Genomic DNA, 24,415 nt, shown 5'->3' with positions numbered 1-24,415 from the left:
CACAGATCGCTTCAGGAGCTCCCGTGTCTCGCTTAAGCTCGCACAGGATGACGTTTAATTGTATCAAGAATCTTTATGCCGTCATATAATAGAAGAGGAGCCTCTATAACAGGTATTTTTTCAAAATCAGGCTACAAAAAAGCCGCTAAAGTAGCGGCTTTCAACGTAATTAATTTAGATACAAATTAGATATCTAAAAGTAAACGAGCTGGATCTTCTAGTAATTCTTTAATTGTTACTAGGAAACCAACTGACTCTTTACCATCGATAAGACGGTGATCGTAAGATAATGCTAAGTACATCATAGGTAATATTTCAACTTTACCATTAACGGCCCATATTGCACGGTCTTGGATTTTTATTTTAAAATCCATATACTTTACAAGTCTTTTACCATCCATGGCGACTTGCATACGTTAGTCCCTTAACGTAAAAAGCCGCTAGTTACAGCGGCTTTTAACTTCACACATTACTTAAAACGATTAGATATCTAAAAGTAAACGAGCTGGATCTTCTAGTAATTCTTTAATCGTTACTAGGAAACCAACTGACTCTTTACCATCGATAAGACGGTGATCGTAAGATAATGCTAAGTACATCATAGGTAAGATTTCAACTTTACCATTTACTGCCATCGGGCGGTCTTGGATTTTATGCATACCTAAAATTGCCGCTTGCGGTAAGTTTAAGATAGGCGTTGAAATTAATGAACCAAACACACCACCGTTAGTGATTGTGAAGTTACCGCCCATCATTTCGTCCATCGTTAACTTGCCGTCACGACCTTTGATAGCTAAATCACGGATACCGTTTTCGATACCAGCCATACCTAACTGGTCAGCATCACGTAACACTGGAGTTACTAGACCACGAGGTGTCGAAACTGCAATGCTGATGTCGAAGAAATTGTGATATACAATATCGTCACCATCAATTGACGCGTTTACAGCTGGGAAGCGTTTAAGTGCTTCAGTTACTGCTTTTACGTAGAACGACATAAAACCTAAGCGAGTATCATGAGTCTTTTCAAATAAGTCTTTATATTGCTTACGAAGATCCATAATTGGCTTCATGTTTACTTCGTTAAATGTAGTAAGCATGGCCGTCGAGTTTTTCGCTTCTAATAAACGGTTGGCAATAGTTTTACGTAAACGTGTCATCGGAACACGTTTTTGGCTACGCTCGCCTGCGGCAACAACTGGAGCCGTTGCTGCAGGTGCAGCTTTAGCAGCAGCCTTAGGCGCTTTTGCAGCAGCTAAGTGTGCTTCAACGTCTTCTTTAGAAATACGACCGCCTTTACCTGAGCCTTTAACTTGGCTAGCAGATAATCCATTTTCAGTTAATAAACGACGTACAGATGGGCTAGCAAGGTCATCACCAGCAGTTTCTTCAGCTGCAGCAGCAACTGGAGCAGAAACAGCACCAGCATTTAACTGACCAATTGTTTGATCGCCTAATACGGTATCGCCTTCAGCGTGAATAATTTTGCCAATTACACCATCTTCTTGCGCTACAACTTCTAGAACAACTTTGTCAGTTTCAATATCAACAAGGTTTTGGTCGCGAGAAACCGTTTCACCTTCGCTAACATGCCAAGTTGAAACAGTTGCATCAGCTACTGATTCAGGTAAAACAGGTACGTTAATATCAATTACTTTCGCTGCAGCTGTTGGAGCAGAACTTGCAGATTTAGCTGTTGTGTCAGCAGGTGCTGCTTTTGCGTCAGCTGCGGCAATAACACCAATGACTTGGTCGCCTAATACAGTTGCGCCTTCTTCTTCATTGATAGCAGAAATAACGCCATCTTCAAGAGCCACTACTTCTAAAACTACTTTATCAGTTTCAATATCCACTAATATTTGATCACGAGTTACTGCATCACCAACTTGTACGTGCCATGTAGCTACTGTTGCGTCAGCAACTGATTCTGGCAAAACTGGAACCTTAATTTCAGTTGTCATTTTTATTCCTTAGAAATCTTATATTCAAATCGCTTAAATTTTTTAAGTTAAGCTTTATTAATAGTTAACGCATCATTCACTAATGCTTGCTGTTCTTTCACATGCAAAGACATATAGCCACACGCTGGTGCCGCTGACGCTGTGCGACCGGCATAAGTCAAAGTAGAGCCTGCAGGGATCGTGCTGCGGAAATGGTGCTGACTACAGTACCATGCGCCTTGGTTTTGCGGTTCTTCTTGACACCAAACGAAATCTTTCGCGTTTGGATATTGTGCGAAAACGTCTTTCAATTCTGCTTCAGGGAACGGATATAACTGTTCAATACGAACAATTGCTACGTCCTTCTGGTCATTTTTACGGCGTTGCTCTAATAGTTCGTAGTAAACCTTACCTGAACACATAACAACACGAGTAACATCTTTAGTTTTTAACTCATCAATTTCACCAATCACGTTGTGATAAGTGCCATCGGCCAATTCTTCTAATGAAGAAACAGCTAAAGGATGACGAAGTAATGATTTAGGCGACATTACAATTAATGGACGACGCATTGGGCGCACCACTTGGCGACGTAACATATTAAATACTTGCGCCGGGGTAGATGGCACACATACTTGCATGTTGTGATCTGCACATAATTGTAAGAAACGCTCTAATCGAGCAGATGAATGTTCAGGACCTTGGCCTTCATAACCATGTGGTAGTAAAATAGTTAAGCCACATAAACGGCCCCACTTTTGTTCACCCGAAGAAATGAATTGGTCAAACACAACTTGTGCACCGTTGGCAAAATCACCAAACTGCGCTTCCCAAATAGTTAAACCGCTTGGCTCTGCTGTGGTATAACCGTATTCAAAGGCTAGTACAGCAACTTCAGATAATACTGAGTCGTATACTTCAAATGGGCCTTGGTCTTTACTTAGGTTTTGTAAAGGCAAGTAGGTTGAAGCATCGTCTTGATTATGAAGTACTGAATGGCGATGGAAAAATGTTCCTCGGCCAGCATCTTGGCCGGTAATGCGAACACGCTCACCAGAATCAACAATAGAAGCGTAAGCTAAATTTTCAGCCATACCCCAATCAAGTAATTTTTCGCCTGCGGCCATTTTCTTACGATCATCGTATATTTTCTTAACACGTGATTGTAATTTATGCTCTTCAGGGTATGAGCTAATATCAGTTGCTAATGATTTTAATTTAGTAAGATCAATTTTATGATCGTACTCATCATCCCAGTCATGACCAATAAACGGAGTCCAATCAACTGAATGTTCAGTCATTGGTCGCCATTGTTCTACTGTACATTGACCTTCATCGAGCAACTTACGGTAATATTCAACCAACTCTTTAGATTCAGCAGAGCTAAGTGTGCGCTCTGCATCTAATTGATCAGCGTACATTTGTCGCGGAGTCGGATGAGTTTTAATTTTTTGATACATTAATGGCTGAGTTGCATTTGGCTCATCAGCTTCGTTATGACCATGACGGCGATAACACACTAAATCAATCACAACATCACGTTTAAACGTGTTGCGATAATCAAGGGCAACTTGAGTGGCTAAAACAACCGCTTCAGGATCGTCACCATTAACATGTAAAATTGGTGCCTGTACCATTTTCGCGATGTCAGTACAGTATTCTGTTGAGCGAGTATCTTCAGGTTTAGACGTAGTGAAACCAACTTGGTTATTCACCACAACTCGAATAGTACCACCTACTTTATATGCACGAGCTTGTGACATATTAAAGGTTTCTTGTACAACACCCTGACCAGCAATTGCTGAGTCACCGTGAATGGTAATAGGTAAAACTAAGTCACCCTTATCACAATCACGACGGTCTAAACGTGCACGTACAGAACCAATAACTACAGGGTTAACAATCTCAAGATGAGATGGATTAAATGCTAGAGCTAAATGTACGTTACCACCAGGGGTAACAAAATCAGAAGAGTAACCTTGATGGTACTTAACATCACCTGAACCAATTTGATCAACTTTACCAGCGAATTCATCAAATAGTTTGCTTGGGTTTTTACCCATCACGTTTACTAAAACGTTTAAGCGACCACGGTGAGCCATACCAAGTACGACTTCTTTTGTGCCATGTTCACCAGCGCGAGTGATTAACTGCTTCAACATTGGAACTAAGCTATCGCCGCCTTCTAATGAGAACCGTTTTGCACCTGGGAATTTTGCGCCTAAGTATTTTTCTAAACCATCAGCAGCAATCAAGTCTTTTAATATTTCAGTTTTTTCTGCTTTGCTGAAATTAGCTTGTGATTGCACTGATTCAAGACGTTGTTGTAACCAACGCTTTTCAGTAGTTGAAGTGATGTGCATGTATTCTGCACCGATAGAGCCACAATAAGTTTTCTCTAACGTTTTATAAATATCACCTAACTTCATTGACTCAACGCCTACGGCTAAGGAACCAACGTTAAATTCTTTATCAAATTCAGACTTGGATAAATCGTGGTGGGTCAACTCAAGATCGCGAACACGTTCACGCTTCCAAATACCTAATGGATCAAGATTAGCGTTCTGATGACCGCGGAATCTATAGGCATTAATTAACTGTAAAACGCGTACTTGTTTAGCATCTGATTCAGCGCCAACAGTTACATGTTTTACACCTTCTTTAGCAAGTTGGCGGAACTCGTTACGTACCACTGAGTGGTTCGTTTCAACTTCTACACCATCGATTTTTTCAAGTTCGTCAAATACCTTGCGCCACTCATCTGATACAGAATGAGCATTTTCAAGATATGATTCGTATAACTCTTCAATATATTCAGCGTTATTACCGCTGAAATGGGAAGACTCTAACCAAGCCTTCATTGCACCTTCGGGCATTGCCTGTTCCTATGGATAACAGCAACAAAACCAATAACGTATAACCGCTGTCTATATTTGGTTAAAAAATGTTATTGATCAACCTAGTAAAACTAAAATGCCAGACCCATAAAATGAGTCTGGCGATATACCTTATAATAATTAGCTATCAAAACTAAGTATCAGTGTATTTAGTTATACCGCTCTTTGTAGCAACATTGATTTGATTGAACCAATGGCCTTAGTAGGGTTTAAACCCTTAGGACATACGTCAACACAGTTCATGATGCCGTGACAACGGAAAACGCTGTAAGCGTCTTGTAAGTTGTCTAAACGTTCATCAGTTGCAGTATCACGGCTATCGATTAGGAAACGATAAGCATGTAACAAACCTGCAGGTCCGATAAATTTATCTGGATTCCACCAGAATGATGGACAAGATGTTGAACAACAAGCACATAAAATACACTCGTATAACCCATCAAGCTTGTCACGCTCTTCAATAGATTGAAGGTGTTCACGAGCTGGAGGATTTTGACCATCGTTAATTAAGTATGGTTTGATTTTTTCATATTGATTATAGAACTGGGTCATATCAATAATTAAATCACGTACCACTGGTAAACCCGGTAATGGACGTAAAACGATTACATTTGCTTTTACGTCTGATAATGGCGTGATACACGCTAAGCCATTTTTACCATTCATGTTTAACCCGTCACTACCACATACACCTTCACGACATGAACGACGGAAAGATAATGTAGAGTCTTGCTCTTTTAATAAAATAAGAGCGTCTAATACCATCATGTCAGAGCCTTCTGGAACTTCCAGAGAGTACTCTTTCATGTAAGGCTTTGCATCAACATCAGGGTTGTAGCGATAAATTGAAAACTTCTGATTCATGTCAACAACTCCTTAGTAAGTTCTAGCTTTCGGTGGGAAAGCATCACGGTGTACGGGTTCCATGTTCACATCACGTTTACTCATCTCTTCATTTGCAGGAGAGTAAATTGAGTGACATAACCAATTTGCATCATCACGTTCAGTGAAATCTTGACGGGCATGAGCACCACGAGATTCTGTACGGAAGTTTGCAGCTTTGGCAGAACAGAAAGCAGTTTCCATTAAGTTATCTAATTCTAAACATTCAATGCGTTGCGTGTTAAATTCAGAAGACTTGTCATCTAATCTAGCATGTTGCAAGCGTTCACGGATTTCCGTTAACTCTTTCATGCCCTGCGCCATAGCTTCACCTTCACGGAATACCGAGAAGTTCATTTGCATACAGTTTTGCAGGTCTTTACGGATTTGAGTAGGATCTTCGCCCTTCTCACTGCCTTCCCAACGATTGTAACGAGCAAGGGCTGCGTCTAAATCAGATTGTGATGCATCTTTACCGCTTTGCGTGTCATTTAGGTAAGTACCTAAGAAGTTACCCGCCGCACGGCCAAATACCACTAAGTCAAGTAATGAGTTACCACCTAAGCGGTTCGCACCATGTACAGATACACAAGCGATTTCACCAACAGCAAATAAACCTTCAACAACCGTTTCAGTGCCATCAGCACCAATTGATAATGCTTGACCGTTAACGTTACAAGGCACACCACCCATTTGGTAGTGACACGTAGGAATAACTGGAATTGGCGCTTCAGCAGGATCAATGTGAGCAAATGTTTTCGATAAATCACACACACCTGGTAGACGCTTGTAAAGAGTCTCACGACCTAAGTGATCAAGTTTCAGTTGAATGTGCTTACCAAATTGTGGATGGTCAAGACCGCGACCTTCACGAATCTCTGTCATCATTGAACGAGCAACAACGTCACGGCCAGCTAAGTCTTTTGCGTTAGGGGCATAACGTTCCATGAAGCGTTCGCCGTCTTTATTTAGAAGGTAACCACCTTCACCACGACAACCTTCAGTAACAAGTACACCCGCACCAGCGATACCGGTTGGGTGGAACTGCCACATTTCCATATCTTGCATTTGCACGCCAGCACGAAGTGACATACCAACACCGTCACCAGTGTTAATGTGAGCATTAGTTGTTGATGCAAAAATTCGACCTGCACCACCAGTTGCTAATACTGTTGCACGAGATTTAAAGTAAACAACTTCACCCGTTTCTATACAAACTGCAGTACAACCAACAACGTTGCCGTCATCGTTTTTAACTAAATCTAATGCATACCACTCAGAATAAACGTTAGTTTTGTTTTTAACGTTCTGTTGGTATAAACAGTGAAGAAGTGCATGACCTGTACGGTCAGCTGCAGCTGCTGTACGAGCCGCCTGTTCGCCACCAAAGTTTTTAGATTGACCACCAAATGGACGTTGGTAAATTTTACCTTCTTCGGTACGAGAGAAAGGTAAACCCATTTTCTCTAATTCAATGATTGCTTCTGGACCGGTTTTACACATGTATTCGATTGCGTCTTGGTCACCAATAAAGTCAGAGCCTTTAACGGTATCGTACATGTGTTGTTCCCAATGATCTTCATGCGCGTTACCTAGTGCAACAGTGATACCACCTTGCGCAGATACCGTATGGGAACGAGTTGGGAAAACTTTTGAAATCAAGGCACAAGATTTACCTGATTCAGTAATTGCTAATGCGGCGCGCATACCTGCACCACCAGCGCCGATTACTACGGCATCAAATTCACGAACTGGAACGTTGTTCACTTAAACACCCCACACTGTTAATAATACAGCTAATACATATACGAATAGCGTAATAGTAAAGATAAATTGTAATAAACCACGTAACTTAACGTTCTTAACGTAGTCTGTTAATACCTGCCAAATACCAATCCATGCGTGGAAAAGTACTGCTATAACAGCAAGTATTGTAAAAATTTTCATGCCTAGGTTTGAAAATAAACCTGACCAAGCTTCATAAGTTACTTCCGGGGTACATATAAAGAAGCACATCATAAAGATGCTATATAAAGCCAAAACGATTGCGCTGGCACGGATCAAGATAAAATCGTGAACACCGTTGCGCCCTAAAGTTGCGATATTGCCTACCATAACCAAACTCCTGCTACTACAGATAATATGATCCAAAGAGCGATAACGAACTTGGCACTAGTTTGCCCTGAACCTTTCTCTTCTAGATGACCTAGATCCATAATTAAGTGACGAATACCGCCAACAAAGTGATAAGTAAGAGCAGAGATAATGCCCCACATGATGAATTTGAAGAATCCACCATCTAAACATTCTTTGACCGAGTTAAAACCGGCTTCAGAAGAAAGAGATACAGAAAGGGTCCAAATTAAAATACCTACAGCGAAAAACATCATTACACCGCTTACACGATGTAGAATTGAGGCTTTACCGGCTGCCGGTAAATTGATTGTTGATAAATCAAGATTTACAGGTCTTTGTTTTTTCACAGTTCTTTGCCTAAAAAGTTATGTATCAAACTATTGTTATTTATTGTATCTTTTTATTTTCCATAATAAGAAAACAAAAAGATACTCTACTTTAGTAAAAAGTTTTTATCTTTTAATAAAAGTTTATTATATTAAATAACCTATTATGGCAAATATTAGTAGAAACCCCAAAGCCATAACAGATCGGGGGAATTATATAGGTCTACACATTCAATTACAATTTTAACTAAGGTTTTATTGCACTTTGCTCTGACTTTGTTTCCCTTTCGTACAAATATCATCCAAAAGTATTATTTTCTTTCAACAAATAAAGTTTTAAATTGACTTTCTACCCCCTACTTAGAGTAGAATACGGGCAATTTTATATTCATGATTAGTGACTAAGTTTTCAGAACATTTGATTTACATTAATGTTTTTCAGCTGTAATTGAATACAATTGCAAATGTTTAAGTTTGCTTGCTCGGCCCAGAATGAGCACACAAAATCATGAGTTTTATAACTATAACGATAGATAGAGGATGAACTATGGCTGAGAATAAAGCCACTCTGAGCATTAATGGCAATGAGATCACAGAATTACCAATTTTATCAGGTACTGCTGGCAACGACGTTATCGATATTCGTACATTAGGCAGCAATGGCTACTTTACTTATGACCCTGGCTTTTTAGCTACAGCGTCTTGTGAATCAGAAATTACATTTATTGACGGTGGCAAAGGTGTTTTACAGCACCGCGGCTATGCAATTGATGATTTAGCCAATAATGCCGATTACTTAGAAGTTTGTTATGTTCTTCTTAATGGTCAGGCTCCGAGTCAAGAACAATATGATGATTTTGTAAAGATCATTACTAACCACACAATGGTACATGAAAAGTTAGCTAACTTTTTCCGTGGTTTCATGCACGATGCTCACCCTATGGCAATGGTTTGTGGTGTTGTTGGTGCTTTATCATCGTTCTATCATTCAGACTTAGATATTACTGATGCAGAACAACGTAAACGCTGTTCACATCGTTTAGTGGCTAAAATGCCAACTATTGCTGCTATGGCTTATAAGTACAGTATCGGCCAACCTTTTGTTTATCCACGTAATGATTTATCTTACGCGGAAAACTTCTTGCACATGATGTTCTCTGTACCTGCTGAAGAATACAAAGTAAGCCCTACTCTTGCAAAAGCGATGGATCGTATTTTCATCCTTCATGCTGATCACGAGCAAAATGCTTCAACATCAACTGTTCGTTTAGCCGGTTCATCTGGCGCTAACCCTTATGCATGTATAGCTGCGGGTGTTGCATCACTTTGGGGCCCTGCTCACGGCGGAGCAAACGAAGCATGTTTAACTATGCTTGAAGAAATTGGCAGTGTTGATCGTGTCGATGAGTTCGTAGCTAAAGCAAAAGATAAAGCTGACCCGTTCCGCTTAATGGGCTTTGGCCACCGTGTTTATAAAAACTTTGACCCACGTGCCACAGTAATGCGCGAAACGTGTCACCAAGTATTAACTGAACTTGGTGTTGAAGATCCATTATTAGATGTAGCTATGGCTCTTGAAAAAGTAGCGCTTGAAGACCCTTACTTCGTTGAGAAAAAATTATACCCTAACGTAGACTTCTACTCAGGTATCATTTTAAAAGCTATCGGTATTCCAACCAGTATGTTCACAGTAATTTTTGCTATGTCACGTACTGTTGGCTGGTGTGCACACTGGGATGAGATGTTAACTCAACCAGGTCAAAAAATTGGCCGTCCACGCCAAAACTACACTGGTGAATTAAATAAAGAGTTTACGCCGTTAAGCTCACATAAATAAGCAATAATAATTGTTTATCTAAAGGCTGCATTTGCAGCCTTTTTTACTTTCAGGGATGAAAGTATGTCGAAATTATAGGGACGTAGTATTTCGACGTCTAGTTGATGCAGCTATATTTATTACTTTAGCGTCCGCTCTTCGAGCATACCGTCCGAATGAATTCTCAGCAATCACAGTAGAGGTGTGCTTGGCGTGAACTTGTTCGCGCGTTATGGCGTAGCCATTTTCTCGCACCTGCTAGAATAAATATTGCTTTATCATGAAATTAGCAATAGATTTAACTTACTAGCTAACACTTTACTCGGAGTGAATTCAATTTAACGATGACGACAGAACCTTCTAAGAAAAATACCATACTTGTTGTCGATGACGAACCTGGCAATATCGATCTCGCCTCGGCGTTATTAAAAGATAAGTACAAGGTCAAGGCTGCTACTAATGGTAAAATAGCGCTTAAGATTGCCCTGGCAGATCCTAATATAGATTTGATTTTACTAGATATTATGATGCCTGAAATGGATGGCTATGATGTATGTAAAGAAATTAAAAACAATGACGCAACAAAGAATATACCGGTAATTTTCTTAACTGCCAAAGCAGAGGTTGCCGATGTAACCCGTGGTTTTACTTTAGGGGCTGTCGATTACATCACCAAACCTTTGCAACCGGAAATACTCAAAGCCAGAGTGAATACTCATGTTACCTTGCATGAAAGTCAAATAGCGCTGGAGAATCAAGTTGATACCTTAATAGAAAATGCAAAATTACGCGAAGATATTGAAAAACTGACTCATCATGATTTAAAAGGTCCACTTGGCGTTATTCTCTTTGAATTACCAAAAATTGCAGATAAGGCTGCCGCACGCTCTATTGAAGAATCAACCAACAATGTATTGAGCATGATAAATAATACGTTAGATATTTTTAAAATTGAAAATGGCACCTATCCACTGTCTCCTGACATGGTCGATCTAAACAAATTAGTTGATATGGCAATAAAAGCGGTAAGTAGTTTGACAGCGAAGAAAAATATCAGTTTCAATGTAGAATCAGCCCAGCGGTCTACTTACATGGATGCTGAAGAACTACTGTGTTTATCAATCTTTAATAATCTAATTAAAAATGCCGTTGAAGCCTCTCCAGACAATGAAGAGATAAGCATTACTATTTCAGAACAAAAGGATGAGATTGAATTTAAACTTTTTAATAGAGGAGCGATACCAAAGGATCTTCGCGATACTTTATTTGAAAAATATTCAACTTCAAACCATATTCGTGGTTCAGGACTTGGTGCCTACTCAGCTAAACTAATGACTGAAGCGCAAAAAGGCAAGATTAGTTTCAATATTATTGATGAAAAATATACTGAGTTTATTGTAGTTATGCCGGCCTATTGATATTAGCAGGAACTATAATAGGCAGTTATTCACTTTAATTGAATAACTGGTTTTCCAATGTTTTGCCATTAATTAACTGGCGATATAACCAACCTTTTTGATGACATAACTGTAAAATTTGTATGTCTAACGCAGCGTCACTTTCATCGGCATTAAATGAAATTAAATATTCTTTATCCTGGCTATTAATCACCTGTGTAATTTGCGGAAACCTTTGCAACGCTGGTATTAACTCATCATGCTGTTTAGACATGCGTAAGGTGATAAATTGAGTATCTATTAGATTGGTTAATGTCTGATGTTGTTGTAAGCAGCCATTATCTAAATAAAGTACTCTGTTACATAAGCGCTCCAATTCGCTCAAATCATGAGAACTTAGGATAAAGGTTGTTTGACTTGAAAGCTGTGCAACAAGTGAGCGAATTTCACGTGCATTATGCGGGTCTAAACCTGCAGTAGCTTCATCTAAAATCACAATTTCAGCGTCACCAATCAAGGTTTGAGCAATCGTCACTCGCTTGCGCATACCATGTGATAATGCACTTGGCTTTTCATTTATAGAGTCTTCTAAACCGACTAATTTTAACGTTCTTTGTGCTTCCATCTTTGCCTGAGCTTTAGTGTACCCTTGCAACTGTGCATAAAACGTTAATTGTTTAGCAACCGAAAAGCGTGGATCCAATTGCGCGTCTTGGGGTAAAGCAGCCAAACGTGATAAATTACCTCGCTTTCCCGGCTCATCCCCAAACACCGAGACTTTGCCACGACTAGGTTTAATATAACCACATAAAATACTTAGCAGGGTTGTTTTACCAGCACCATTTGGACCAACTAATGCAATAGGCTCACCTTTGTTTATTTCAAACTCAACATTATTTAAGGCATGTTTATCACCGAAATATTTATGCAACTCTGACACTTCGATTAAAGCACTCATAACGAACTCCGTTTCATTTTAACGTAAGCTAAGCAGAGAAAAACCATCATTTGGCTCAGCGGCAGCACGTAAATACTTAAGCCCTGCTCTTGTGAATTAATCACATCATAAATTTGTGTTCCAGGTATTAAATACTCTAAATAACCTAAAATGGGTAAGCTATATTCCACAAGGCTGATAATCATTGGCCCCAAGCCAAATAAAATGACGCTAAATAACACCACTTTTTTTGACGACGTGGTGAAGCTGTTAAACAAAGTCATTAACGCGATAAACGGTAAAACTAAGATAACTAACTGAAAGTACAGCTGACTCGCTTTAAGTACTCCAAAAGAGAGTAACTGACTATCACGAAGAGTAGCCATCAACACAGTAGCTACTAAACTTAAGCCGATAAGACAAGCCATGATCACAAGCTGCCCTAAAAAACGGCCCAAGACTATTTCACCACGAGTTGCCCGTAAAGAAATAAACCGTAAGGTTCCTCTTTCTCTATCAGCACATGTTTGGTCACTTGTAATAACAATGGTAAATATTGGAAAAATATAAAGAGCAATCAGCCAATAAATAGCAAGCTCAGGAACGGGCCAACTTAATAATGCAGATAAGCCTAAAGCGCCGAACATTTTTTTAGCCACGTCTTTAAATAATGGTGAGGAAATGAATTCGAAAGCGGAATTAACTGGGTAGTATAAGATCAAAAACCAAACCAGTAAAAATGCAAATAATGCTAATAAACCACTCTTGGTTTGGAACACCCGTGTTATTTCAAAACAGGCCAAATTCCATAATCGTAAAAGGGTCTGTTGAAATGAAAGATTCAAATTATTTCCCCCAAAGTTAAGAACTTATCATATAACAAGTTATACCAATTAAGGATAATATTCAAAGTGCTGGGTGTAACATAATAATACAGGTTCAATTGCCTAAGTAGAGAAAATACACCGTCACCGCTCCTTGGCATCCATGCCATCGCGGCATTAGTGCTTCCATGCACGTCATCCCCCACGAGCGGAGCGATATATGCGACCTCCTTCAGTTAAGAAGAGATTAAAAAAAAGCAGGTAACAAGTTACCTGCTTTTTTTATTATATAAAGATGCGCAGCAGATTTATTATCTAAACGATAACGCCGGCTCTAACACTTCAAAATTTTCTTCAAGGAGTTCTTTAGATAATATCTGTTTATCATCATCTTGAATTACTAATGAGGTTTGAGTCCCTTTAGTTTTAAGTTTAAAGCGATAAACGCCATCTTTGAAATTCACTACAGGAATTTTATCCCCCCAAATAGAGTCCCAAAGGCTTGGTTCAATCAGGGTATACTCAACTTCATAGAAATATTTATCTTCATTAAGGTCAGTAACTTTAAAATTATATTGCTCAAAGAAACCAGGCAAGTAGCGCCATAATTCATCAATCGGGTAATCAATAATTAAGGCAGGCTCACCTTTATCTGATTCCCCTAAGGTAACTATTTCCATATTAGCTCGAGCAATACGATCATCACGATTATTCAAGCGATATTGGTAGTCTAATTGTGAGGTAATTGCATTGATCATCGCCATTTCTACACGCTGTTGCTCGATAGGATCAATATCTTTGGTAGAGCCCTTATCAGAAGTATGCATGTAATCAATTAATTCAACATTCAAGCCTACGCTGCGACCGTGTGGCTTAGTCACTAATGAATAACGAAAGCGCCAACTTTCAGTTAAATCGATGCTTGACCAAAATAAATAACCACTTTCTTCTTCAATATGAAACCAATCAGATTCCCAGACGTTATTTACGGTATCTGCACTACTAAAGGTTACGTCTTCAGTACCAAGGTAATCTTCAATTGCTTTTATCAATAATTCACGCAAGTCACGATCATCATCGACTTTATCAAACCAAACAGCAGCAGTTTTATCAAATTCGTCAATTCGGCTACCAGACGCCAATGGTAAAACCAAAGCAGGAGCTCGAATATCAACTTTCTTACCTACCGGTCCCTGATTTTTAACTTCCGGGATGGCATATAAAGTTGTTTCAGCGGGTTTTTCTAAACCGGCGGGTAATTGTAATTCGTTACTTGATTTAATATTAACGTAATCGAAATCGCCTTTGGCTTGTTTACGTGTTTCTACATTGCTACACGCAGCAAGAGATAAGCTTATTAGAGAAATAGTTAAAATACGGCGATCCATTGAAACTCCTGAGGGATAAAGCCTGTATACAAAAAGTACACTTTGCTGTTGTTTAAACAATAATGCGAATGTTTAACAACAGTTATTGTTATTTAAGCGTCAACCATAACCATAGATTCATCATCATTAGTTATAAATTGGTTTCATTTGAGCGTTTTGATGTTGTTTTATTTATAAAGTTCCGAAAATTTTAAAATAAAATCGGCGCTCTTTTTTTATTGCGGTTTATGGTACTTGTCTGTTGTTATAAACACAAGGCTTACTCACTAAAACCTGCTTAATTTTATTAACGTTTTCTTGGGTGAATTTATTAACGCTTTATTGTCATCAAAAGACCAACTACAATAAAATAAAAATAACCTATATGTTGAGATAATATGAGCCATTACTTGGTATTTACCGCTCTTGGAACAGACAGAACGGGTATTGTTAGTGAAATAACGAAATTAACTAGCGAATTTGGTTGCAACATTGATGACTCGCGTATGGCTATTTTGGGTAATGAATTTACTCTGGTAATGCTATTAAGCGGCAATAAATCGGCGATTAATCAAATAGAATCTCGATTACCTTTATTAGCACACTCTTTAGCGTTGCTGACCATAATAAAAAGAACGACTCAGCCGATAAAAGCAATTATCAGTGAATGTTTAGAAGTAGAAATTAATGGTAAAGATTCAAAAGGAATTTTAAAACAAGTTACTCAATTTTTTGCAAACAAAAACATTGACCTTACCTCTCTTAAAACGATTACCGAACCAGAAACCAATAGCATTACTACATCTTTATTAATTAATTTATCTGAGCAAATAAATAAACAACAGTTGCAAGATGAGTTTCAACAGTTATGCAACACTTTAGCCGTGACAGGCACTTTCAAAACACCAACTAATTTTATCCTCTAAGGAATTTTATGAACACTTTGCAAGTGGGCGACAAAGCCCCGCTTTTCAATTTATTAGATCAAAATAATGAAACCGTACAATTAGCTGATTTTATCGGAAAGAAACGTGTACTTGTGTACTTTTACCCAAAAGCCATGACACCCGGTTGTACAGTACAAGCACAAGGTTTGCGTGACAGTAAAGCAAAACTAGATGCATTAAATACTGTTGTTTTTGGTATCAGTCCAGATGAAGTAAAGAGACTGGACAAGTTTTGTTTACGCGATGAATTAAACTTCAGCTTACTATCAGACGTAGACCATAAAGTGGCTGACGACTTTGGCGTTTGGGGACTAAAGAAATTTATGGGTCGAGAATATGATGGTATCCACAGATTAAGTTTTTTAATAGGTTTAGATGGCAACATTGAACACGTTTTTAATAAGTTTAAAACCAAAAATCATCATGAGGTAGTTATAGATATAGTAAGTAACTTATAATACCATTCTGCATAAGGAATGAGTTGACTATATACTTATGCAGATTAGTATAACCTGTAACCTAACAGGCGAGTAAACCATGCAATATACTCGCCTTTTAAAGGCTCACAGGTATAGGCTTTCAATTGCCTGATTATGCCTCACTTAACGTCGCTTCTTTATCTTCAGATGTTGGCCAAGCATTAATAATTGCTTTTACTAACGTGGCAAGAGGTATGGCAAAAAACACGCCCCAAAAGCCCCATAAGCCACCAAATAAAATTACTGCGATAATAATCGCTACCGGATGTAAGTTAACCGCCTCAGAAAACAATAACGGTACTAAAATGTTGCCATCTATTATTTGGATAATTCCATAAGCCAACATCAAATAGCCAAACTCAGGACTGATCCCCCATTGAAATAAACCAACTAAACACACTGGTATTGTAACGACTGTCGCACCAACATAAGGCACTAAAACCGACAACCCCACTAAAGCACCAAGCAACACGCTATAACGTAAATCCAATAGTACAAAGGCTAACGTTGAAGCGACACCAATGATTAAAATCTCGATCACTTTACCACGAATATAATTATGAATTTGTTGATGCATTTCAGTAGCAACTTGCGTGGTTAAACGGCGTTCTTTAGGAAGGAACCTTGTGGCATTTTGTAGCATATCAACTTTATCTTTCAAAAAGAAAAACACCATTAACGGCACTAAAATCAAGTAAATTAATAACGCGACTAAATCAGATATAGAATTAAGAGACGCTTCTAATACAATTTGCCCCCAGACCAATAGCTTGTCTTGCACTGAGCTGATAACAGTATCGATTTGTTCAACTTTAACTAAATCAGGATATTTTTCGGGAAGAGTTAATAAATACGTATTACCTTGCACCAACATTTGCGGCACTTCCGAAATTAAGTTAGATGTTTGCTGCCAAAGCACAGGCAGCAATCCCAAAATAGTAAGTAAGCCTATACCGGTAAATAGCAGCATGACAATAACTACGGCTTTATTTCGACTTAATCCAAAATTTGCAAAGCGTTGCACAGGCGATTCTAATAAAAATGCTAGGGCTACAGCGACTATCACCGGCATCAGTAAATTGCCAACATAGTATAACAGCGCAAACGCAATCAGGATAAACAGTGTTAAGGTAACCACATGTGGGTCAGCAAATTTTTCTTTATACCAATCAACAATGTATTTAATCATTTAGCATTTACTCTTTTATTATAGTTAACTTTACTTGTTGTTTAGCAAGCAAGGTTTGTTCAAAAGGGATATTTAACTTAGATAATAAGCGAGGAATATCTTGGATAGAACCAGGGTCAGCTAATAATAGCGTTAATGTCTGCCCTGCTGACAGCTGCTTAAGTAACAATTTGGTTTTTACCAAAGGCAGTGGACATTTTTCGAGTCTACCATCATATTGTAGTGTTTTAACCATGTTTTACGAAATAATCATTATTTTGTAAAATAGTAGCAATAACACAAGGTTAAATAAACCTATTCACTTGTAAAATTTAATAACATAATTCAATATAGAGACACAGAAGACAGAGTGTTTTATAAAAAATTTAGATGCAACTTTATTAGCTGTTTAGACTCTAAGCTTTGTCATTTAGTTTTATCAGCATTTTCAGGATCTTAATGAAAAAATCATTCAAATCAGCAATTGTCACTATCGTTAGTATCTCCATAAGTTTTTTATTCGCAACGAGTGCTCATTCATTATCTACCGATAAAAATCAATTACCCGAAATAGGTACATCGGCAGTAAGTACTTTATCATTAGATAAAGAACGCATGTACGGCCAAGCGATGATGCGCTCGGTTAGAGCATCACAACCAATAATTCACGATCCGGTTTTAATCGAATACATTAACGATTTAGGTAATGATTTAGTTAAAAATGCAGAAGACGTAAATTACCAGTTTCAATTTTTCCTCCTTAAAAACAAAGAGCTTAACGCCTTTGCATTTTTTGGTGGTCACATAGGAACTCATTCAGGTTTAATCACCATGGCTGATAATGAAAGTGAATTGGCTTCTGTTCTTTCTCACGAGATAGCCCATGTAACACAACGTCATTTAGCCCGTAAAATGGAAGCTCAATCTCGCACTACACCATTAACAATTGCCGGTATGGTCACCGGTGTATTATTAACACTCATTAATCCGCAAGCCGGCTTTGCTACATTAACAACAACTATGGCAGCCGGACAACAAGCAGGTATTAACTACACCCGCAGTAATGAAAGTGAAGCTGACAGAGTTGGCATGGGCATACTAGTTAATAGCGGTTTTGATCCAAATGGAGCACCAGAGTTTTTTAGAAAAATGTCAAGTAAGTACCGTTATACATCAAAGCCACCGGCAATGTTACTAACACATCCATTGCCCGAATCACGTATTACCGACTCTCGTAATCGTGCCCAGCGCTACCCAAATAAATTACTTGCACCAAGTTTAAATTTTGAATTAGCTAAAGCCCGCTTAAGAGCCAGATATGAAGGTAATGGCAAAGATAACATTAGTATTTTTACTGATGAAATTAGGCTTGGAAAATACAATATCAAGCAAGCGGCACTATATGGTCAAGGTCTTTCTTACTTTGAAGATAAACAATATGCTAAAGCAGAAGAGATAATCAGCATGTTATTATCTGCCGATCCAAAGAACCTTTTTTATGTTGATGCAATGACAGACATACTCATCGAACAAAAAAAATTCGAACCGGCATTAACGATGCTTGCCAAGCTCAATTTAATTATGCCTAACAATCAAGTTGTCACGTTAAACTACGCCAACGCAGCACAAAAAGCTGAACAATATGAACTTGCCAGTACCTTATTACAAGATTACTTGATAGTGAATCGTGAAGATTTCGTTGCCAATGACCTATTAACACAAGTTTACGGAAAACAGAAAAAGACGGCACAAATGCACGCTCAACAAGCTGAAGTATATGCCTTGTTAGGTGCTTACCCGAAGGCAATAGATGAATTACACACGGCCTATAATGCCACGGCTAAAAACACGTTAATGCAAAAACGAATTAAAGCAAGAATTTTGCAATTTCAAGAACAAGAAGATCAACTAAAGCGCTTATAAGCTGATCATCAAACTTACTATGCTTAATAAGCAACTAATAAATATAAACAGAGATTAACGCAATGCTAACAATTTATCATAACCCTCGTTGTTCAAAAAGCCGTCAAACCCTTGCTCTTATTGAAGAAGCTAATAGTGAGGTCGAAATTGTAGAATATTTAAAAAATCCACCAAGCATCGAAACTTTAGCCAATATTTTAGCGCTACTAGAGGTTGAACCTAGAGCTATGATGCGCACGAAAGAAGATGAATATAAAGCACAAAATTTAGCTGATAAAACTATCAGTACCGACGAATTACTTGCTGCTATGGCTGCAACTCCTAAACTGATAGAACGTCCTATTGTTGTTTCTGGCAATAAGGCATGTATTGGCCGTCCACCTGAAAACGTATTGGTTTTATTGTAAACTATGAGCAATCAATCTATTTCAACTGATAATTTACGCAAATTAGCCTTATTTGGCTATTTCGGTTTATTAACTTTTATGCCTTTATGGTTATTTGTTTTAGCTCCGAGCGAAAGTTTATCGATGCCTTTAACATTTATTATGTTTATTTTGCCTTTGCTATTTCCACTCAAAGGCATGTTAACAGGTAACCCTTATACATTTGCCTGGGCAAATTTCATCGTGATGATTTACTTCCTACATAGCCTTACCACACTGTGGGTATCTAGTGATGAACGAATATTGGCAGCTATAGAACTATTCTTTGCAACAACAATGTTCTTTGCTGGGTCTTACTATTCAAAGTATCGCGGTATAGAACTTGGCTTAGGCTTAAAAAAATTAAAAGTCGAATTAAAAGAAGAACGCGAAGCAAAACAACCTAAAAATAATAATAACAGCGAATAGATAATCGTTGATGTAACCGTAAGGTTTAAAAGTAGGCCGAGGAATGTTTATGAAATACCCATTTGTTTTTATAATTTTATTTACACTTATTTCATGTGGTGATGATCAGGATGAATCAGGTATTGTAACTCCTGGGGAGCCCAGTACTTCATTGGTAAGTGGTAAAAATGCAGATTTGATTTTATTAAAACCAGAGGAGTCAATATCAGAAATAAATTGGCTGCAAACCGGTGGCGAAACAGTCGACTTTTTAACTCCAAGCTCTAAAGTGATCTCATTTACTATTCCAGCAGCTGGTGATTATAGTTTTGAAGTATCCTATCTCAGCGATGGCAAGAGTGAAGTCGAAACAATAGCTTTTACCGCTGAAAAAGGCTCACCAAAACTAGTCGCTCGTTTAGGCCATAGTGTTGTTGAAGATGCCGGCGTGTCACTAAGGGCATTTACCAGTAATGATATCGAATTAGATAGTATTTCATGGCAGCATTTATCAGGACCTGAAATTACCTTTGATGATAACAATACCAATAAAGAAGTCGCTATTTTTAACTCGCCAAAAGTGTTCGAAGATAGCATCATTGAAATTGAAGTTAGCGCAGAAGATAGCAATGGTAACAAGCATACAGATGTTGTTTCAATTTTAGTTGAAGATCGCCCTGCCATACCAGCTAACGCCTATTTTGATGACGACGATCCAGGTTCTGCGTTAGCTAATGTTTATGTTTATAACTCTGACTCGCCTTACAAAGATGTATTAGTTCACTGTGTTTATTCAAATCAACTCAGTAGCTCATGTGATTTGGGCGAGATGCCAATTCTTGCCGATGAAAATGATGGTGCAACACCTTCTATCGAACAAATAATGGATCGAGTTGTGGTCTCACATGACTGGATGGCTGAAAACTTTAAAGCTTACTTAGAGGCATTTGATAGCAATAATGACTTTAAAAACCTACTTAGAGCAACGACTGCCATCGTTTTATCTTATGATATCAGGCCATCATTTTATTGGGCTGCAACAGGTGCTATTTACCTAGACCCTAATAATTTATGGTTAACCGCTGTTGAACGAGACACCATCAATGAGGCGCCTGATTATCGCAGCGACTTTGGCTCTGAATTACAATTTGTTATGCCTTGGCGATATGTTAAAGACAATAATTATGTAACCGACTCTTTTCCAGTTTCTGCGCGTGCTGACCGTGTACTAACTGATATTAAATATGAACTTGCTGACTTACTTTACCATGAACTTGCTCATGCTAATGATTACTTCCCACCGGCTGAATGGGGAACCTATTCAGCTTCAACCCGATTTTTGGATGCCGCTCTGGATAAAGAACAGATATCAGATGATTTAATCGTACTTTTTCCCTTGCAAAGTCAGGAAATGAAAGACTTGGCCGCTGTCAGGTTTTTAGGGAAAGATGCTAATGCAATTCAGAAATCGTATCAGCCCGACGATGTGAGCATTTTCTATAAAAACGATATATCTAATGGTTTTTACAATTACACCAATGAAAAAGAAGATTTAGGCATTTTATTTGAATCACTGATGATGTCATTGCGTTATGGCGTGCAGCGAGATACAGCGGTAACATCAGATAGAGATGGAGGATATGTTGTGAGTTGGGGGCAACGGGGTCGTATTGCAGAACCAGGAGTTAGTGAGCGAGCATCTTATGTAACAAGCCGTTTGCTGCCAGAGTTTGACCTAACATTAATAGATACTCTGCCTGAGCCAATACCGATGACCAAAGGGTTAGACTGGTGGGATAACTTAGCAATTAGCTCACAAGGTACAGCACAATTACAAAGCAAAACAGCAAAGCAGTCAGCTAATAGAAATCAAGCAATTAGAGCCTACCAAGCACACGGTAAAGCCCTACCGAAACATTAGCCTGTTAGAGTTGAGTGATCCCATAAAAATGGTCACTCAGCTCTTCGTTTCTAATATTTACCTAGATCCCGTATCAAGTACGGGACAACAAAGGTCGGTTTCTCGTTTCTCGTTCCTAGAATTTATAATGCATACTCATCGACATCATTGAAAATTCTTCTTCAACGTCAATTAAATTTTGATGATGGTTATTTTCATCAGCTTCCAAATCAGCCTCAATAACATCATACCCCAACCGAAAAGCAACATGTTCACTAACATCAACTTCCATACCCGCGCCAAGAGCTAGACCAGCCCCAGCCCAGTAATCATCATCACTATGCCGGTAAAGTTCACCATGTTTGTGTAAATCTTCACTGTAAAGTAAAAAACCTAACCCAGCTTTTACATAAACAGATATATGCTCGCTTAAATCTATATGTAAAACAGGAGTTACCGTTAACGCAGTTAAATAAACCTCATCAATGGGTAATGTAGAAGGCCGCTCTTTTAGGCCCCCGGTTATAACGATACTGCTTTCTAATGACCATTTATCAGCAAAGTTAAAGCCAATATAAATGCCAAAGGCAGAATTTTCATCAGACTGGCTAAATTCAACTCCATTAGGTCTTAACTGACCTTCGAAGGTTTCTTTTGTGTCTGCATTGCCAATTATACCACCCAAATAAAAATATGAACGAGCTGGAGCCGTTTGTTGCTGCTTTGCTAGTACGCTGGTAGCAAAACAAGTAAGTAAAACAGCACAGCAAGATAAGTACTTTCGCATTTTAAACTGCCTAAACCTAATGACATTAATTTCATTAAGTATAGGCAATAATTAAATGATCAATAAAATCAGTTAGCCGATATTAGTCACTACCTTTATCTGATAATTTATTGCCCTTCTCACGCAAACGTTGGCGATAATTTGCTTTAGCAAGCTTTTGCATATCAGCGTCTTTATCACTTTCATCAACAATTTCACGACCTAAGATGGTTTCGATCGCATCTTCTAAAGTTACAATTCCAGCGGTTTGACCAAAGTGATCTTCTACTAAAAACATATGCTCTTGGCGTTTAATAAATACATCGAGTAAATTAAGCACTGGAAAGCTTTCTGATATTCGATATAAAGGGTTGGCAATATCTTTTAATGCTATGCTTCCCTTGCCTTTACGTTCATTTTCATAAAGCTGGCCTTTAATGATCATCCCGGTAATGTTATCAATGCTGTCCTTATAAATAGGAATACGGGTAAAATTAGCTGTTTTTTCTAAATCTAATGCTTCTATAACTGTAGTATTTTCATTTAAAGCATGAACAACACTGCGCGGAGTGAGAATATCTTCAGTATCAGCATCTCTCAGTTTCAAAATATTTTCTACAAGTTGATTTTCCTGGCTGGCAATTGCACCGTCTTTAAAACTTAATGAGGCTACAGCTAATACTTCTTCACGACTGGTTTCATTATTCGATTTACTGGAGAATAATTTGGTTAGTCGAGTCGACAACCATACTAAAGGAAACACTAGTTTTACTAAAAAGGAGATAGTATAAGCAGAAGGTACGGCAAGTTGTCGCCAAAAAGTAGCACCAATGGTTTTCGGAATAATTTCAGATAAATATAAAATAGCCAAAGTAAGCAAGAAGGCAATTAATGTTTCCCATTTTTCACCAAATACTCGTATCGCTTGCGCACCAACACCTGCGGCTCCCATGGTATGAGCAAAAGTATTTAAAATGAGAATACTGGAAATAGATTGATCAAGATTAAGCTTAACCTTGGCTAAGACCTTCCCTCCCCGAGTTTTAGCTTTATTAGTGCGAGCAATAAAACTTGGCGTAATAGAAAGCAATACCGCTTCTAAGACCGAACAAATAAAAGAAACGCCAATGGCAATACACAAATAAAAAATCAATAATGTCATTTAATTTTTGTAATACAAAATAATAAGAATGTAAGCTTAGTTTAACCAATATAAAATAAAAATGTTATTACAAAGCGTAACCAAAGGTTTAAAATTTAAGAGATTCTTCTTAATATTAATTGATAATAGAAAAATACTGCAGCAGCGCAATAACCCAAGCCAGTTTTAAAAATATTAAGGCGACGAAAACAATCGCAGAGCCAATATCTTTTGCTCGACCAATTAACTCATCATGTTCTAAACACACCTTATCGGCCAGCGCTTCTACTGCTGAGTTAACCAGCTCAGCAAAAAGTAAAAATAACAAACTAAAAATTAACACCAACCAATGATTAACTGATTGCGCTAAAACAAACGAAAATGGCAATAATATCAGCACTAAAATCAGCTCTTGTCGAAAAGCGGACTCATATTTCCAGGCCGCTCTAAAACCTTTTATAGAGCAGTACGTCGCTTTAAATAAACGAGCAATACCAGTGCCATTTGGTTTATTAATCGGTGATTGTTGATTGGTCATTAGAATAACTTTGAATTATTTTTATTTCTTAGATGCAATGATTATATTTAACCTAGTGCCATAAAGCGAGAACAGAGAGAAAATATGTTTTAAAATCAATAGTTATTTTGTTAATTATTCGTTAATCGAACACTTATTAAAGATTGCTTTTAACCATGAATTTGCATAAGGTATAGATATAAAAATTTAGAATAAAAG

At 38.1% G+C, this 24,415-nt stretch carries 23 protein-coding genes; 8 read left to right on the top strand and 15 right to left on the bottom strand.

Annotation, left to right across the window (positions count from 1 at the left end; genetic code table 11):
• Positions 1-185: 185 nt before the first annotated feature.
• The 7 genes from RI844_RS02380 to sdhC all read right to left on the bottom strand — a co-directional run bounded on the left by RI844_RS02380 (position 186) and on the right by sdhC (position 8,202).
• Positions 186-413 carry a 2-oxo acid dehydrogenase subunit E2 gene (locus RI844_RS02380; protein ID WP_405054449.1) on the bottom strand — a complete coding sequence of 76 codons (228 nt, stop codon included), beginning with the start codon at positions 411-413 and terminating at the stop codon, positions 186-188.
• A gap of 69 nt (positions 414-482) precedes the next feature.
• Positions 483-1,961 carry a 2-oxoglutarate dehydrogenase complex dihydrolipoyllysine-residue succinyltransferase gene (gene odhB, locus RI844_RS02375; protein ID WP_348396879.1) on the bottom strand — a complete coding sequence of 493 codons (1,479 nt, stop codon included), beginning with the start codon at positions 1,959-1,961 and terminating at the stop codon, positions 483-485.
• Between the two features lie 47 nt (positions 1,962-2,008).
• Positions 2,009-4,816, bottom strand: a complete 2,808-nt coding sequence (locus RI844_RS02370; RefSeq protein ID WP_348396878.1) for a 2-oxoglutarate dehydrogenase E1 component — start codon at positions 4,814-4,816, stop codon at positions 2,009-2,011.
• Between the two features lie 174 nt (positions 4,817-4,990).
• Positions 4,991-5,701, bottom strand: coding sequence for a succinate dehydrogenase iron-sulfur subunit (locus RI844_RS02365; protein WP_348396877.1), 711 nt, complete (start codon positions 5,699-5,701; stop codon positions 4,991-4,993).
• Positions 5,702-5,713: 12 nt separating this feature from the next.
• Positions 5,714-7,486, bottom strand: a complete 1,773-nt coding sequence (gene sdhA / locus RI844_RS02360) for a succinate dehydrogenase flavoprotein subunit (protein WP_348396876.1) — start codon at positions 7,484-7,486, stop codon at positions 5,714-5,716.
• Positions 7,487-7,834: a succinate dehydrogenase, hydrophobic membrane anchor protein gene (gene sdhD / locus RI844_RS02355; RefSeq protein WP_348396875.1), complete on the bottom strand. Its 348-nt coding sequence runs from the start codon at positions 7,832-7,834 to the stop codon at positions 7,487-7,489.
• Positions 7,828-8,202 carry a succinate dehydrogenase, cytochrome b556 subunit gene (gene sdhC, locus RI844_RS02350; RefSeq protein WP_348396874.1) on the bottom strand — a complete coding sequence of 125 codons (375 nt, stop codon included), beginning with the start codon at positions 8,200-8,202 and terminating at the stop codon, positions 7,828-7,830. Before sdhC ends, sdhD begins: the two co-directional genes overlap by 7 nt.
• Positions 8,203-8,728: 526 nt before the next feature.
• Between sdhC and RI844_RS02345 the strand changes: the two genes are divergently transcribed.
• Entirely contained in the window at positions 8,729-10,018 is a 1,290-nt protein-coding gene (locus RI844_RS02345; protein ID WP_348396873.1) for a citrate synthase, read from the top strand.
• Positions 10,019-10,341: 323 nt separating this feature from the next.
• Positions 10,342-11,415 (top strand): hybrid sensor histidine kinase/response regulator, encoded by a 1,074-nt coding sequence (locus RI844_RS02340; RefSeq protein WP_348396872.1) that lies wholly within the window; start codon positions 10,342-10,344, stop codon positions 11,413-11,415.
• A 34-nt stretch (positions 11,416-11,449) separates the two neighbouring features.
• Here RI844_RS02340 and RI844_RS02335 read toward each other — a convergent pair whose 3' ends face one another.
• The 3 genes from RI844_RS02335 to bamC all read right to left on the bottom strand — a co-directional run bounded on the left by RI844_RS02335 (position 11,450) and on the right by bamC (position 14,543).
• Positions 11,450-12,352, bottom strand: a complete 903-nt coding sequence (locus tag RI844_RS02335; protein WP_348396871.1) for an ABC transporter ATP-binding protein — start codon at positions 12,350-12,352, stop codon at positions 11,450-11,452.
• Positions 12,349-13,176 carry an ABC transporter permease gene (locus RI844_RS02330; RefSeq protein ID WP_348396870.1) on the bottom strand — a complete coding sequence of 276 codons (828 nt, stop codon included), beginning with the start codon at positions 13,174-13,176 and terminating at the stop codon, positions 12,349-12,351. Before RI844_RS02330 ends, RI844_RS02335 begins: the two co-directional genes overlap by 4 nt.
• A gap of 290 nt (positions 13,177-13,466) precedes the next feature.
• A complete protein-coding gene (bamC, locus tag RI844_RS02325) occupies positions 13,467-14,543 on the bottom strand; it encodes an outer membrane protein assembly factor BamC (protein ID WP_348396869.1) in 1,077 nt (358 codons plus the stop codon).
• A gap of 377 nt (positions 14,544-14,920) precedes the next feature.
• Between bamC and RI844_RS02320 the strand changes: the two genes are divergently transcribed.
• On the top strand, positions 14,921-15,448 hold the full coding sequence (locus tag RI844_RS02320) for a glycine cleavage system protein R (RefSeq protein WP_348396868.1): 528 nt from the start codon (positions 14,921-14,923) through the stop codon (positions 15,446-15,448).
• A gap of 8 nt (positions 15,449-15,456) precedes the next feature.
• The gene (gene bcp / locus RI844_RS02315) at positions 15,457-15,927 is read left to right on the top strand and encodes a thioredoxin-dependent thiol peroxidase (RefSeq protein ID WP_348396867.1); all 471 of its coding nucleotides are present in this window, start codon (positions 15,457-15,459) and stop codon (positions 15,925-15,927) included.
• 133 nt (positions 15,928-16,060) lie between these two features.
• Here bcp and RI844_RS02310 read toward each other — a convergent pair whose 3' ends face one another.
• Entirely contained in the window at positions 16,061-17,137 is a 1,077-nt protein-coding gene (locus RI844_RS02310; protein ID WP_348396866.1) for an AI-2E family transporter, read from the bottom strand.
• Positions 17,138-17,144: 7 nt separating this feature from the next.
• The gene (locus RI844_RS02305; protein WP_348396865.1) at positions 17,145-17,372 is read right to left on the bottom strand and encodes a sulfurtransferase TusA family protein; all 228 of its coding nucleotides are present in this window, start codon (positions 17,370-17,372) and stop codon (positions 17,145-17,147) included.
• 203 nt (positions 17,373-17,575) lie between these two features.
• Here RI844_RS02305 and bepA point away from each other — a divergent pair, with 203 nt between their 5' ends.
• The 4 genes from bepA (at position 17,576) to RI844_RS02285 (ending at position 21,793) form a co-directional block, all read left to right on the top strand.
• The gene (gene bepA, locus RI844_RS02300; protein ID WP_348396864.1) at positions 17,576-19,039 is read left to right on the top strand and encodes a beta-barrel assembly-enhancing protease; all 1,464 of its coding nucleotides are present in this window, start codon (positions 17,576-17,578) and stop codon (positions 19,037-19,039) included.
• Positions 19,040-19,101: 62 nt separating this feature from the next.
• Positions 19,102-19,446 (top strand): arsenate reductase (glutaredoxin), encoded by a 345-nt coding sequence (gene arsC / locus RI844_RS02295; RefSeq protein WP_348396863.1) that lies wholly within the window; start codon positions 19,102-19,104, stop codon positions 19,444-19,446.
• A 3-nt stretch (positions 19,447-19,449) separates the two neighbouring features.
• Complete coding sequence (locus tag RI844_RS02290) at positions 19,450-19,893, top strand: DUF2069 domain-containing protein (protein WP_348396862.1); 444 nt, start codon at positions 19,450-19,452, stop codon at positions 19,891-19,893.
• Positions 19,894-19,942: 49 nt separating this feature from the next.
• The gene (locus RI844_RS02285) at positions 19,943-21,793 is read left to right on the top strand and encodes a hypothetical protein (RefSeq protein WP_348396861.1); all 1,851 of its coding nucleotides are present in this window, start codon (positions 19,943-19,945) and stop codon (positions 21,791-21,793) included.
• A gap of 115 nt (positions 21,794-21,908) precedes the next feature.
• Here RI844_RS02285 and RI844_RS02280 read toward each other — a convergent pair whose 3' ends face one another.
• The 3 genes from RI844_RS02280 to RI844_RS02270 form a co-directional block, all read right to left on the bottom strand.
• Positions 21,909-22,559: an outer membrane beta-barrel protein gene (locus RI844_RS02280; protein ID WP_348396860.1), complete on the bottom strand. Its 651-nt coding sequence runs from the start codon at positions 22,557-22,559 to the stop codon at positions 21,909-21,911.
• A gap of 82 nt (positions 22,560-22,641) precedes the next feature.
• Entirely contained in the window at positions 22,642-23,700 is a 1,059-nt protein-coding gene (locus RI844_RS02275; RefSeq protein WP_348396859.1) for a CNNM domain-containing protein, read from the bottom strand.
• Positions 23,701-23,815: 115 nt separating this feature from the next.
• Positions 23,816-24,217: a diacylglycerol kinase gene (locus tag RI844_RS02270; protein WP_348396858.1), complete on the bottom strand. Its 402-nt coding sequence runs from the start codon at positions 24,215-24,217 to the stop codon at positions 23,816-23,818.
• Between the last annotated feature and the right edge of the window lie 198 nt (positions 24,218-24,415).

Origin of the sequence: Thalassotalea fonticola (assembly GCF_032911225.1) — a bacterium.
Lineage (GTDB): Bacteria > Pseudomonadota > Gammaproteobacteria > Enterobacterales > Alteromonadaceae > Thalassotalea_A > Thalassotalea_A fonticola.
This window is presented reverse-complemented; position numbering and strand designations above follow the sequence as displayed.